11 protein-coding genes are annotated in these 12,330 nt (G+C 70.9%); 1 reads left to right on the forward strand and 10 read right to left on the reverse strand.

Annotated features, from left to right (window positions below; translation table 11 throughout):
- Nucleotide 1: 1 nt before the first annotated feature.
- The 5 genes from ACFZP7_RS13980 to ACFZP7_RS14000 all read right to left on the reverse strand — a co-directional run bounded on the left by ACFZP7_RS13980 (nucleotide 2) and on the right by ACFZP7_RS14000 (nucleotide 4,203).
- On the reverse strand, nucleotides 2-859 hold the full coding sequence (locus ACFZP7_RS13980) for a carbohydrate ABC transporter permease (RefSeq protein ID WP_031019556.1): 858 nt from the start codon (nucleotides 857-859) through the stop codon (nucleotides 2-4).
- Entirely contained in the window at nucleotides 856-1,821 is a 966-nt protein-coding gene (locus tag ACFZP7_RS13985) for a carbohydrate ABC transporter permease (RefSeq protein WP_030975279.1), read from the reverse strand. The genes ACFZP7_RS13980 and ACFZP7_RS13985 overlap by 4 nt, the downstream gene beginning before the upstream one ends.
- Nucleotides 1,818-3,116 (reverse strand): extracellular solute-binding protein, encoded by a 1,299-nt coding sequence (locus tag ACFZP7_RS13990; protein WP_282549792.1) that lies wholly within the window; start codon nucleotides 3,114-3,116, stop codon nucleotides 1,818-1,820. Before ACFZP7_RS13990 ends, ACFZP7_RS13985 begins: the two co-directional genes overlap by 4 nt.
- 199 nt (nucleotides 3,117-3,315) lie before the next feature.
- Entirely contained in the window at nucleotides 3,316-3,600 is a 285-nt protein-coding gene (locus tag ACFZP7_RS13995) for a DUF3039 domain-containing protein (protein ID WP_071528725.1), read from the reverse strand.
- A gap of 30 nt (nucleotides 3,601-3,630) precedes the next feature.
- The gene (locus ACFZP7_RS14000) at nucleotides 3,631-4,203 is read right to left on the reverse strand and encodes a YqgE/AlgH family protein (protein WP_019325689.1); all 573 of its coding nucleotides are present in this window, start codon (nucleotides 4,201-4,203) and stop codon (nucleotides 3,631-3,633) included.
- A 235-nt stretch (nucleotides 4,204-4,438) separates the two neighbouring features.
- Between ACFZP7_RS14000 and murA the strand changes: the two genes are divergently transcribed.
- Nucleotides 4,439-5,785: a UDP-N-acetylglucosamine 1-carboxyvinyltransferase gene (gene murA, locus ACFZP7_RS14005; RefSeq protein WP_019325690.1), complete on the forward strand. Its 1,347-nt coding sequence runs from the start codon at nucleotides 4,439-4,441 to the stop codon at nucleotides 5,783-5,785.
- A 185-nt stretch (nucleotides 5,786-5,970) separates the two neighbouring features.
- Here murA and ACFZP7_RS14010 read toward each other — a convergent pair whose 3' ends face one another.
- The 5 genes from ACFZP7_RS14010 to ACFZP7_RS14030 all read right to left on the reverse strand — a co-directional run bounded on the left by ACFZP7_RS14010 (nucleotide 5,971) and on the right by ACFZP7_RS14030 (nucleotide 12,243).
- Nucleotides 5,971-6,252 carry an HU family DNA-binding protein gene (locus ACFZP7_RS14010; RefSeq protein WP_003990598.1) on the reverse strand — a complete coding sequence of 94 codons (282 nt, stop codon included), beginning with the start codon at nucleotides 6,250-6,252 and terminating at the stop codon, nucleotides 5,971-5,973.
- 355 nt (nucleotides 6,253-6,607) lie between these two features.
- Nucleotides 6,608-8,023 (reverse strand): NAD-dependent malic enzyme, encoded by a 1,416-nt coding sequence (locus ACFZP7_RS14015; RefSeq protein ID WP_385634525.1) that lies wholly within the window; start codon nucleotides 8,021-8,023, stop codon nucleotides 6,608-6,610.
- Between the two features lie 417 nt (nucleotides 8,024-8,440).
- Nucleotides 8,441-10,753: a UvrD-helicase domain-containing protein gene (locus ACFZP7_RS14020; protein ID WP_175461343.1), complete on the reverse strand. Its 2,313-nt coding sequence runs from the start codon at nucleotides 10,751-10,753 to the stop codon at nucleotides 8,441-8,443.
- Nucleotides 10,754-10,870: 117 nt separating this feature from the next.
- Nucleotides 10,871-11,647, reverse strand: a complete 777-nt coding sequence (locus ACFZP7_RS14025) for a zf-HC2 domain-containing protein (RefSeq protein ID WP_046250793.1) — start codon at nucleotides 11,645-11,647, stop codon at nucleotides 10,871-10,873.
- 71 nt (nucleotides 11,648-11,718) lie between these two features.
- Nucleotides 11,719-12,243 carry a sigma-70 family RNA polymerase sigma factor gene (locus tag ACFZP7_RS14030; protein WP_007450155.1) on the reverse strand — a complete coding sequence of 175 codons (525 nt, stop codon included), beginning with the start codon at nucleotides 12,241-12,243 and terminating at the stop codon, nucleotides 11,719-11,721.
- Nucleotides 12,244-12,330 lie beyond the last annotated feature (87 nt).

The raw sequence follows: 12,330 nt of genomic DNA on the forward strand, positions 1-12,330 counted from the left end.
GTCAGTCCTTCACCGCTCCGCCGAGGCCGGAGACGAGTCGTCGTTGCACGAGTACGAAGAAGACCAGCACCGGAATCGTCATCACCGTCGAGGCCGCCATCACGCCGCCCCAGTCGGGATCGTCCGGCTTGTAGAAGACCAGCAGCGCCATGGGCAGCGTCGACTGGGAGGTGTCGCTGATGATGAACGACTTGGCGAACAGGAAGTCGTTCCAGGTGGAGATGAAGGAGAAGACACTGGTGGCCACCAGTCCCGGGAAGACCAGCGGGAAAAGGATCTGCCAGAGGAATCTCGTCCGGCTCGCCCCGTCGATGTAGGCGGCCTCCTCCAGGGCCTCGGGCACCGCTTTCACGAAGCCCCGCAGCATCCAGATGGCGAAGGGCAGCGAGAAGGCGATGTGGGGCAGGATCAGTGAACCCAGCGTGTTCAGCTGGCCGAAGTCCCGCATGAGGAAGAACAACGGGATGGTGAGGGCTTCGACGGGCACCATCTGGGCCACCAGGAACATGATCAGCAGGGTGGTCCGGAATCGGAACCGGAAACGCGTCACGGCGGTCGCCGCGAGGAACGCGATCAGCGCCGAGGCGACCACGACGGTGCCCGCCACGAGCAGACTGTTGAGAAAGTAGCGGCCGAATTCCTGCTGCCCGAAGACCCGGTGGAAGGAATCCAGCGTGGGCGTCAGCGTCCACGGCCGCGGCCGGCTCGACTCGATCTCCCCGGCCGGTTTGAAGGCGCTCAGCACCATCCAGTACAGCGGGAAGGCCACCACGACGGCGACGAGCAGCGCCGACGCCTCGGCCGCCAGCCGCCACGGCCGGCGCACCCGCACGCGCGGCAGGCGCAGCGGAAGATTCACAGTTCCTCCCCCTGGCGGCGCAGCAACCTCAGGTACACCAGGGTCACGGCGAGCAGGATCAGCAGCATCACCACGCCGATCGCCGAGCCGAGGCTGTACTGCGAGGAGGCGAACGCCTTCTGGTAGGCGTAGACGTTGAGGACGAGGTTCTGGCCGGCGATGCCGCCGCCGTTGGTCATGACGTAGATCTGGGTGAAGACCTTGAAGTCCCAGATGACCGACTGGATGGTGACGACCACCAGGATGGGCCGGAGCATCGGCGCGAGCACCGACCGCCAGATCCGCCACTGCGAGGCGCCGTCGAGCGCGGCGGCCTCCAGCACCTCGGCCGGCACCGCCCGGATGCCGGCGTAGACGGTGACCATGACGAACGGGAACGAGCACCACACCACTTCGAGCAGGACGAGCGCGAAGGCGCTGTAGCGTCCGTACGTCCAGGAGTGGTCGCCGAGCCCGAGCATCCGGTTGACCGGCCCGAAGTCCGGGTCGAACAGGAGCAGCCAGACCGTCGACCCGGTGACCGCCGGGGTCGCCCAGGCGCCCAGCGCGGCGAGCATCAGCACCAGCCGGGGCAGGGCCCGCACCCGCGTGAGCAGCACCGCGAGCGCGCACCCGACGGCCAGCGTCGACACCACACAGGCCGCCGCGAACACGACGGTGGCCACCAGCACCCGCCAGAACTGCGCGTCCCCGAACAGCTCGGCGTAGTTCCCGAACCCCTGGAAGGTGGTCGGTTCCCCACCGGAGACCTGCGCCTGCGTGTACTCCAGGAACGAGATCAGCCCGAGCTGGTAGACGGGGTAGACCAGCAACCCGCCGAGGACGACGAGAGCGGGGGCGAGATACAACCAAGGGGTGCCGGAGGCGCCCCGCAAGGGGCGCGGGGAGCTGCGCGACAAGCCGCGACGATCCCGCACCCGCCCACGGACGACGCCCCCCGAGCTACTGGGCGCCGCACTCATCCGGCGGAGCCGAACGCGTCGTCCATCTTCTTCGCGGCGTCCCCGGCGGCGGCGCCCACGTCCTTCTTGCCGCTGACCACCTCCTGGAACATCGTCGGCAGCACCTGCGACGAGTCGATCGTCGCCCACGCCGCCGAGGCCGGCACGAACTTCGTGCCCGCGGCGAGCGTGTCGACGAACGGCTTCACGAACGGCTCCTCGGCCGCCACCCGCTGCCGTACGTCCGTGAAGGTCGGCAGGAAGCCCATCGCGCCGAAGAGGTCGCCCTGCGCCTCCTTCGACGCGAGCCGCTTCATCAGGTCCACGGCCAGGGTGCGGTGCGAGGTGGACCTGAGCACGCCGATGTTGTTGCCGCCCGCGAAGGCGGGGGCGATCGACCCGGGTTCCACGCCCGGCAGCGGCACGACCGCGTACTCGCCCTTCACCTCGCCGGCCTCCACGGCCTGGTGGCTGAAGTCGCCGCCGATCGCCATGGCCGCCTTGCCGGAGGCGAACGCGGTGACGGTGTCGTTGCCGCCCATGCCCGCGCACTTGGCGGCCGGGCAGTTGTCGTCGCCGAACAGGGACGTGTACGCCTCGATGCCCTCGCGGGCGGCGGCGCTGTCGATGGCGGAGGCGTACGAGCCGCCCTTGCCGGTGGCGAGTTCCCCGCCGTTGGCCCAGATGAAGGGCATCGCGCCGTAGGTGTAGGCGCCGCCGACGGCGATGCCGTACAGGTCGGGCTTCTCGGCGCGGATCCGCTTCGCGGTGGCCGCCAGCTCGTCCATCGACTTCGGCGGCTTCAGGCCGAGTTCGTCGAAGACGTCGGTGCGGTAGTAGAGGGCCCGGACGCCGACGAAGTAGGGGGCGCCGTAGACCTTGCCGTCGACGGTGACCGACTGGCGGGCGGTGGCGTCGGTGTCCTTCGCCTCGTCCCAGGCCGCGAACTCCTCCGTGACGTCCAGGAGTCCGCCGTCCTTCACATAGCCGGCGGTGTCGGTGTTGCCGTACTCGATGACGTCGGGGGCGCTCGCGGGGTCGTTGAAGGCCGCCTTGATGCGCTGGGCGCGGGTCTCGACGGGGATGTACTCGACGGTGACCTCGGTGTCCTCGTGGGCCTTCTCGAAGCCGGCGAGGACCGCGTCGACGACCTTCTCCTTGGGCTTGTTGTTGACCTCCTGGAAGAGCCAGACCCGCAGCGTGCCGCTCTTCTCGTCCTTGCCGGAGGAGGAGTCGTCGGAGGTCTGGGGGGCGCAGGCGGTCGCGGTGACGACGGCGGCGGCCAGCAGAAGGGCCAGGCGTGGGGCGAGCTTCATGGAGTGATCCTCCGGACGTGCGTTGCAACATACGCAATGACGGTTTCGCTCTGCACAACACACAGGAGGTTATGGAGTACATGAACATGTCCACAAGAGGTCTCGACCACTTCGTGACATGCGAAGGCCCCCGGAGTGCGCGCGGGCACACTCCGGGGGCCTTCGGGAAGTCTTCGAGGGGTCCGACGGGGCGGGGCGGCTACTTCTTGCCGCCGTCCTTGCCCTCGTCCCCGCCGCCGCTCATGGACTCGTAGATCTCCTTGCACATGGGGCAGACCGGGTACTTCTTCGGGTCGCGGCCCGGAACCCATACCTTGCCGCACAGCGCCACGACGGGGGTGCCGTCGAGGGCGCTCGCCATGATCTTGTCCTTCTGGACGTAATGGGCGAAGCGCTCGTGGTCGCCGTCACCGTGGGACACCTGTGGCGTCGGCTCTACGAGGGTCCCCGTACCAGTCCCGCGCTCGGGCTCGAGAGTGCTCATAACCGCCAAGGGTACTGAAGCTCACACGCTTCAGTTGAGCGACGGGTCGTCCGGGTAGGTCGCCACCATCGCCAGGTCGCCCCGCTGGCGGCGCAGCACCTCGCGCCAGAGTCTCTCCGGGGCCGGGCAGGACACGTCGCCGGGCTCGGACTCGACCACGTACCAGGCCCCCTCCCCCAGCTCGTCCTCCAGCTGGCCGGGGCCCCAGCCGGCGTACCCGGCGAAGATCCGCAGGGCGCCCACGGCCGGTGCCAGCAGCTCCGGCGGCGCCTCCAGGTCCACCAGGCCGATCGCGCCGTGCACTCGCCGCCATCCCAGCGGCGCCCCGTCACCGGACGCCCCGCCGGGGACGACGGCGACGCCGAGCGCCGAGTCGAGGGAGACGGGGCCGCCCTGGAAGACGACGCCGGGTTCGCCGGCCAGGTCCGCCCAGCCCTCCAGGATGTCGCCCACGTCGACCGGCGTGGGACGGTTGAGGACGACACCGAGGGAGCCCTCCTCGTCGTGGTCGAGGAGGAGCACCACCGCACGCTCGAAGTTCGGGTCCGCCAGGGCGGGCGTTGCCACGAGCAGCCGCCCCGTGAGCGAGGACACCTCGGTCATGCCTGACATGATCCCGCATGTTCCCCCGTCATGGGGAGGCAATCGGGGGCACGAGGGTGAACACGCACCCCGCGCACGCTCTGCGGTCGTGACCCCCCGTGCGCGCCGGTGAACGCCACGTGTTGTGACAAATCCATGACGTTGCCGGACCCTGCGCAGGCTTACTCGACGGGGGTACAAGGCGATTACCCTTTCCCTTCTGGCCCCTGCCCGAACCCCACGGAACGCGAGATTCATGACCGTCAACGGCGCTGATGACGTACTGCTTGTCCACGGCGGAACCCCGCTGGAGGGCGAGATCCGGGTCCGCGGTGCGAAGAACCTCGTGCCGAAGGCCATGGTGGCCGCCCTGCTGGGCAGTGCGCCGAGCCGGCTGCGCAATGTGCCGGACATCCGCGACGTGCGGGTCGTACGCGGACTGCTGCAACTGCACGGGGTGACCGTCCGCCCGGGTGAGGAGCCCGGCGAGCTGGTGCTCGACCCCTCCCACGTGGAGAGCGCGAACGTCGCCGACATCGATGCCCACGCGGGCTCGTCGCGCATCCCGATCCTGTTCTGCGGCCCGCTGCTGCACCGCCTCGGGCACGCCTTCATCCCGGGTCTGGGCGGCTGCGACATCGGCGGCCGTCCCATCGACTTCCACTTCGAGGTGCTGCGCCAGTTCGGCGCCAAGATCGAGAAGCGGGCGGACGGCCAGTACCTGGAGGCCCCGCAGCGGCTGCGCGGCACCAAGATCAGGCTGCCGTACCCGTCCGTCGGCGCGACCGAGCAGGTGCTGCTGACGGCGGTGCTGGCCGAGGGCGTCACGGAGCTGTCCAACGCGGCCGTGGAGCCGGAGATCGAGGACCTGATCTGCGTCCTGCAGAAAATGGGCGCGATCATCGCCATGGACACCGACCGCACCATCCGCATCACGGGCGTGGACGAGCTGGGCGGTTACACCCACCGCGCCCTCTCGGACCGCCTGGAGGCCGCCTCCTGGGCCTCGGCGGCGCTGGCGACCGAGGGCAACGTCTACGTCCGGGGCGCCCAGCAGCGCTCGATGATGACGTTCCTGAACACCTTCCGGAAGGTGGGCGGCGCCTTCGAGATCGACGACGAGGGCATCCGCTTCTGGCACCCGGGGGGCCGGCTCAAGTCCATCGCCCTGGAGACGGACGTGCACCCCGGCTTCCAGACGGACTGGCAGCAGCCCCTGGTGGTCGCCCTGACGCAGGCCACGGGCCTGTCCATCGTCCACGAGACGGTCTACGAGTCCCGTCTCGGCTTCACCTCGGCGCTCAACCAGATGGGCGCCCACATCCAGCTCTACCGCGAGTGCCTGGGCGGCTCCGACTGCCGCTTCGGCCAGCGCAACTTCCTGCACTCGGCCGTCGTCTCGGGCCCGACCAAGCTGGAGGGCGCCGACCTGGTCATCCCCGACCTGCGCGGCGGCTTCTCGTACCTGATCGCCGCCCTCGCGGCCCAGGGCACCTCCCGGGTCCACGGCATCGACCTGATCAACCGCGGCTACGAGAACTTCATGGAGAAGCTCGTGGAGCTGGGCGCGAAGGTCGAGCTGCCGGGCAAGGCACTCGGCTGACGCCGACCGCACCGACGCCGATGGGGCGGTCACCCGGACTCGGGTGACCGCCCCATCGGCGTCGGTGAAGCGCCCCTGAAAGGGGCGCGGGGAACTGCGCGACCAGTCACGAACGACCCGCGGCCGCGCACGGCCGCGACGCGAACGGACGGTCCGCGCAGTCCCCGGCACTCCGAGCGGAGCGCTTACTTGCCCTTGGCGGCTTCCTTGAGCTTGGAGCCCGCGGAGACCTTGACGCTGTAGCCGGCCGGGATCTGGATCGGCTCGCCGGTCTGCGGGTTGCGGGCGGTGCGAGCGGCACGGTGGGTGCGCTCGAAGGTCAGGAAGCCGGGGATGGTGACCTTCTCGTCGCCCTTGGAGACGATGTCGCCGACGACGTCGGCGAACGCGGCCAGCACGGCGTCGGCGTCCTTGCGGGTCACCTCGGCGCGGTCGGCCAGCGCGGCCACCAGCTCACTGCGGTTCATGTTGTTACTCCCGTGTTCTTCTTGCCGTTGAGGCGTGCCACGCGGCGGAGCCGCATGATGGGCACAGCGATGCCGATGCTGCCAGGGGCCTCGGACACTCCCCGGACCCGGGTCGGTCGTCAGACCCTCGCGCCCAGGGAGGCATCCTGCCTCCACCTGCGGCGGTAAAGCCAATCCGGCACCCCCAGGAGTCGTGAGAACACCCTTGGGAGTCACACGATGGAGAGGGCCTGAGCCTTTGCGCCACCCTAGAGGGCGATCCGAGGCCCGCCATCAAGCGACGCGCCGGTGGGGCGGCCCGCCGAGGTGATCCTCACCACCGCGGCACGGACCGCCTCGCTGTGCCGGTGAAAACCTACGCCACCGCTCCGGCCGCCTTGGCGGCCTCCCGCACGGCGCCCGCGACGGCCCCGGCGACCTTGTCGTTGAAGACGCTCGGGATGATGTAGTTCGGGTTCAGCTCGTCCTCGGTCACCACGTCCGCCAGGGCGTGCGCGGCGGCCAGCATCATCTCGGTGTTCACCGTGCGGGACTGGGCGTCCAGCAGGCCGCGGAAGACGCCCGGGAAGACCAGCACGTTGTTGATCTGGTTCGGGAAGTCGGACCGGCCGGTGGCCACCACGGCCGCCGTCTGCCGGGCGACCGCCGGGTCGACCTCGGGGTCCGGGTTCGCGAGCGCGAACACGATCGCACCGTCCGTCATAGCGGCCACGTCGTCCCCGTCCAGGACGTTCGGGGCGGAGACGCCGATGAAGACGTCCGCGCCGTGCACGGCCTCCTTGAGGGTGCCGGTGAGGCCCTCGGGGTTGGTGTTGTCGGCGATCCAGCGCAGCGCCGACTCCGGGGCGGCGTCGACCAGATCGGCGCGCCCGCCGTGCACCACGCCGTGGATGTCGGCGACGACGGCGTTCTTGACGCCGGCGGCGAGCAGCAGCTTGAGGATGGCCGTACCGGCGGCGCCGGCACCGGACATGACGACCCGTACGTTCTCGATCGGCTTGTCCACCACGCGCAGGGCGTTGGTGAGGGCGGCGAGCACGACGATGGCGGTGCCGTGCTGGTCGTCGTGGAAGACCGGGATGTCCAGGGCCTCGCGCAGCCGGGCCTCGATCTCGAAGCAGCGCGGCGCGGAGATGTCCTCCAGGTTGATGCCGGCGAAGCCCGGGGCGATGGCCTTGACGATCTCGACGATCGCGTCGGTGTCCTGGGTGTCCAGGCAGAGCGGCCAGGCGTCGATGCCGGCGAAGCGCTTGAAGAGGGCCGCCTTGCCCTCCATCACCGGCAGCGCGGCCTTCGGGCCGATGTTGCCCAGGCCCAGCACGGCGGAGCCGTCCGTCACGACCGCAACGGAGTTGCGCTTGATGGTGAGGCGGCGGGCGTCCTCGGGGTTCTCGGCGATCGCCATGCAGACGCGGGCCACGCCCGGCGTGTAGACCATGGAGAGGTCGTCGCGGTTGCGGATGGGGTGCTTGGACGCCATCTCGATCTTGCCGCCGAGGTGCATCAGGAAGGTACGGTCGGAGACCTTGCCCAGGCTGACGCCCTCGATGCCGCGCAGCCGCTCGACGATCTCGTCGGCGTGCGAGGTCGAGCCGGCGGCGATGGTGACGTCGATCCGGAGCTTGTCGTGGCCGGACGCCGTGACGTCGAGGCCGGTGACGGAGCCACCGGAGGACTCCACCGCGGTGGTGAGCTGAGAGACCGCGCTTCCGCCGGCGGGCACCTCCAGCCTGACCGTCATCGAGTAGGAGACGCTGGGCGCCGTTGCCATGGCCGACTTCCTCTGCTTTCACCGTGAAACTGGGTTGTGCCGTCCGATCGTCGCACCTACCACCGAGTACGTGGTAGCCGCCCCGGATTGCGAACTTTATGTTCGCGCACCGTCCACGCCGGAGACCGTCACTTTCGGAAAACGACTTCCACCATACGAGAAAGAGCCCGTCGGGGGAAGAGGCGGCCGCAACCGGAGGGGAGGCGGGCGAAGGAACCTGCGGGACGGGAATTGTCTTGCGGGGATCGTTTGTTACCTTGGACGTGGCACCGGCTCGATCCAAGCCCCCGGGCCCAACCTTCGTCGCTACGAGCGACCACTTGCCGCGAGGCGAGCATGGCGGGTCGGTGCCACTCAGACGAAGACGAGAGGCCCGCGCCGTCCGACGGCGCGGGCCTCTCGCGTGTTCCCGGTGACTCAGTCCCTCAGCAGGTCCGGCACCCCCGCGGCGTCCGGCTCGTCCCGCTCCCCGGAGACGACCGTCAGCTGCTGGGTGGCCCGGGTCAGCGCGACGTACAGCACGCGCAGCCCGGCGGGCGACTCGTCGGCGATCTCGGCCGGGGAGACCACGACCGTGGCGTCGTACTCCAGGCCCTTGGCCTCCAGGCTCCCGAGCGCCACCACGCGGTCGCCGAGCCCGGCCAGCCAGCGCCGGGCCTCCTCGCGGCGGTTCATGGCGACGACGACGCCCACGGTGCCGTCCACCAGCTCCAGCAGCCGGGCCGCCTCCGCGCGGACCGTCTCCTCCAGGGAGGCCCCCACGACCGCGAAGCGCGGCTCCACGCCGGTGGACCGCACCGCCGTCGGGGACGGGGAGCCCGGCATGGCCAGGGCCAGCACCTTCGCCGCCAGCTCGGCGATCTCGGCCGGGTTGCGGTAGTTCACCGTCAGCTCGAATCGGCGGCGCGGGCGCGTCCCCAGGGCCTCGTCGCGGGCCGCCGCGGCCTCGTCGGGGTCGGACCAGGAGGACTGGGCCGGGTCGCCGACCACCGTCCAGGTGGCGTGCCGGCCCCGGCGGCCGACCATGCGCCACTGCATGGGCGTGAGGTCCTGGGCCTCGTCCACGATGACGTGCGCGTACTCGGTGCGTTCCTGCGCGAGGCGCTCGGCGCGCTCCCGCTGGGTCTCCTCGCGCTGCGGCATCAGCTCCTCCAGGCCGGTGAGCTGGTCCAGCGGGTCCAGCTCGCGCCGCTTGCGGGGACGGGCCGGGGCGCCGAGGACCGCCTGGAGCTCGTCGAGCAGGGCGATGTCGTGCACGGAGTAGCCCTCGCGCCGCAGCGAGCGGGCCACCTTGCGGACCTCTCCCGGGTTCAGCACCCGCCGCGACCAGCGGCCCAGCTTCCGCTCGTCCGCCATGGCCGTCAGTACGGCGGCCGGGGTCAGCTCGGGCCACCAGGCGTCGAGGAAGGCGAGGAAGGAGTCCTCGGAACTGACGTCCTCGTCGAAGGAGGAACGCAGCTCGGCGGCCAGCTCCGGGTCGGAGTGCCGGCCGGCGGCGCCGGACCTGGCCCACAGGGCGTCCAGGAGCAGCCTGCGGGCACGGGGCCGCAGCAGGTTCACCGGCGCGGTGCCGCCCAGCACGGTGCGGCGGATGCCGGCCAGCTCCTCGGCCTCCAGTTCGAGGCGGCGGCCGAAGGCGACGACCCTCAGCAGGGTCGGCGTCCCCTCGGGCTCCAGCGCGCCGCGCGCGGCCCGGCGCAGCACCTTCAGCATGCGGGAGGAGCCCTTGGCGCGGGCGGTGGCCGGCGAGTCGTAGAGGGTGGCCTCGGCGCCGTCGACCAGGGAGCCGATGGCGCGGATCGCCACCTGGCCCTCCTCGCCCAGGGAGGGCAGCACGCCCTCGGTGTACGCCACCAGCAGCGGGGTCGGCGAGACGATGAGGATGCCGCCCGCGTACCGGCGCCGGTCCTGGTAGAGCAGGTAGGCGGCGCGGTGCAGGGCGACGGCGGTCTTGCCGGTGCCGGGGCCGCCCTCGACGTAGGTCACGGAGGCGGCGGGGGCGCGGATGACCAGGTCCTGCTCGGCCTGGATGGAGGCCACGATGTCCCGCATGGAGTGCGTACGGGCCTGGCCGAGGGCGGCCATCAGGGCGCCGTCGCCGACGACGGCCAGCTCCTCCCCGTCCAGGCTCGCCTTGATCTCGGGCCGCATCAGGTCGTCCTCGACGCCCAGGACGCGCCGCCCCTTGGAGCGGATCACCCGGCGCCGCACGACGCGGCCCGGATCGACCGGCGTGGAGCGGTAGAAGGGCGCGGCGGCGGGCGCCCGCCAGTCGATGACCAGCGGGGCGTAGTCCTCGTCGAGGACGCCGATGCGGCCGATGTGCAGGGTCTCGGCGATGTCGGCGGTGTTGTCGGGCCGCAGGGCGCCCTCGGCGGGCTCCACGGCCGTGTAGGCGCCGTCGGGGCCCTTCTTGCCGTCCTTGCCGAGGAGCAGGTCGATACGGCCGAAGAGGAAGTCCTCGAACTCGTTGTTCAGGCGGCTGAGGTGGACGCCGGCCCGGAAGACCTGGGCGTCGCGCTCGGCCAGGGCGCCGGGCGTGCCGACCTGGCCGCGCTGCGCGGCGTCGTTCATGAGGAACTCGGCCTCGTGGATCTTCTCCTCGAGGCGGCGGTACACCCGGTCCAGGTGTGCCTGTTCCACGCTGATCTCTCGGTCCCGTACGGAGTCCTCCCGTGCGGGGTCGTGCACCGAGTCGACCGCTGAGTCCTGTTGCGCCTGTGCGGCCACCGGGCCCCCTTCTGACGTGCTGGGCAGCCGTCAAAGGTACGCGAAGGGGGCGCCGGAAGCCACGGCGCGGCCGGGGACGGTCCCGGAGCCCTCCGCCGGACGGGCCCCGGGCGCGTTTCAGGCGTCCACCTCCACCAGGCGCTCGCCGTCGAAGGTCATGACCTCGAAGTGGTCGATCTGGTTGGGCTCGAAGGCGGCGCCGCCGTGCACGTAGAGGGGCTTCTTGGCCTTCTCGGTGGTGGCGTCCGGGATGCCGTAGCCCCAGTCCGGGACGGTCCAGGAGCTGAGCGTCTCGCGCTCGCCGTTCTTGCCGACGGCGATCAGGGAGCACTTCTGGGGGCCCTTGACGTTCTTCAGCTCCAGGACCGCCTCGGTGCCCCAGGCCTTCTTCTCCAGGGCCACGGTCGCGCTGACCCGGGTGGCGGGGTCGGTGGCGGAGACCCGGTCCGGCATCTCGGCGAAGGCGGACTCGGCGGGGCTGCCGGCCTGCCGGGTCGCCTCGGTCTTCTTGCCGCCGTCGTCACCGCCGCCGTCCGTGGTCGCCACGGCGGCGAACGGGCCGCCGATGATCAGCGCGGCGGCGGTGCCCACCAGGTAGAAGTTGCGGCGCCGCTTGCCCGCGCGGCGCTCGGCGACCTCGTCGACCAGCTTCTCCGCCAGCCGCGGGCTGGGCTTCGCCGTCAGCGACTCGGCGATCGCGGGCGTGCCGGTGCCCGGCAGGTCCGCGAGGGCGGCCAGCATGGGCTCCATCCCCGCCAGTTCGTCCAGTTGCTGGGCGCACCACTCGCAGCCGGCGAGGTGGGCCTCGAAGGCGGTGGCCTCCGCGTCGTCGAGGATGCCGAGGGCGTAGGCGCCGACGGTCTCGTGCTCGTTCGGCGCCGGTGATCCCTGCATGGGGACAGAATTACCCGTATCGCCCGGGCCGAATCCCCCGCCGAATCCCTGAACTCCCCCGTACCCGCTCATCACGCCGTCACCCCCCGCTCCTCCAGAGCCAGCTTCATCGAACGCAGGGCGTAGAACACCCGGGAGCGCACGGTGCCGCTGGGTATGCCCAGTGTCTGCGCCGCCTCATTGACGGTACGCCCCTTGAAGTACGTCTCGACGAGGACCTCCCGGTGGGCCGGGGTCAGGTCGTCGAGCGCGTCCGACAGCGTCATCAGCCACAGCGCCTTGTCGATCTCGTCCTCCGCGGGGATGACCTCCAGCGGCGACGGATCGACCTCCTGCGGCCGGGCCTGCCGGCTGCGGTGGCCGTCGATGACGATGCGCCGGGCGACCGTCACCAGCCAGGGGCGTACCGATCCGGTCGCACGGTTGAGCTGACCGGCGTTCTTCCAGGCACGGATGAGCGTCTCCTGGACGACGTCCTCGGCGCGCTGGCGGTCCCCCGCGACCAGCCTCAGCACATACGCCAGCAAGGGGCCCGCGTGCTCCCGGTAGAGGGCGCGCATCAGCTCCTCGTCGGGTTCCGAGGACGACTGGGACATGCGATGTCGGGCCCTCGCACCACGTTCACCGGCCACGACGGAATCCTTGCGCACGCCCACCTCCGATGTCCGGGGGTTCCCCCAGTC

It is taken from the genome of Streptomyces sp. SudanB5_2050 (assembly GCF_964272335.1).
GTDB lineage: Bacteria > Actinomycetota > Actinomycetes > Streptomycetales > Streptomycetaceae > Streptomyces > Streptomyces rochei.

Bases quoted from the DNA above. Each gene is read 5' to 3' on its own strand.
- ACFZP7_RS13985 (WP_030975279.1), bottom strand. From the start codon at position 1,821: ATGAGTGCGGCGCCCAGTAGCTCGGGGGGCGTCGTCCGTGGGCGGGTG.
- ACFZP7_RS13990 (WP_282549792.1), bottom strand. From the start codon at position 3,116: ATGAAGCTCGCCCCACGCCTGGCCCTTCTGCTGGCCGCCGCCGTCGTC.
- ACFZP7_RS13995 (WP_071528725.1), bottom strand. From the start codon at position 3,600: ATGAGCACTCTCGAGCCCGAGCGCGGGACTGGTACGGGGACCCTCGTA.
- ACFZP7_RS14000 (WP_019325689.1), bottom strand. From the start codon at position 4,203: ATGACCGAGGTGTCCTCGCTCACGGGGCGGCTGCTCGTGGCAACGCCC.
- murA (WP_019325690.1), top strand. From the start codon at position 4,439: ATGACCGTCAACGGCGCTGATGACGTACTGCTTGTCCACGGCGGAACC.
- ACFZP7_RS14010 (WP_003990598.1), bottom strand. From the start codon at position 6,252: ATGAACCGCAGTGAGCTGGTGGCCGCGCTGGCCGACCGCGCCGAGGTG.
- ACFZP7_RS14015 (WP_385634525.1), bottom strand. From the start codon at position 8,023: ATGGCAACGGCGCCCAGCGTCTCCTACTCGATGACGGTCAGGCTGGAG.
- ACFZP7_RS14025 (WP_046250793.1), bottom strand. From the start codon at position 11,647: ATGCAGGGATCACCGGCGCCGAACGAGCACGAGACCGTCGGCGCCTAC.
- ACFZP7_RS14030 (WP_007450155.1), bottom strand. From the start codon at position 12,243: ATGTCCCAGTCGTCCTCGGAACCCGACGAGGAGCTGATGCGCGCCCTC.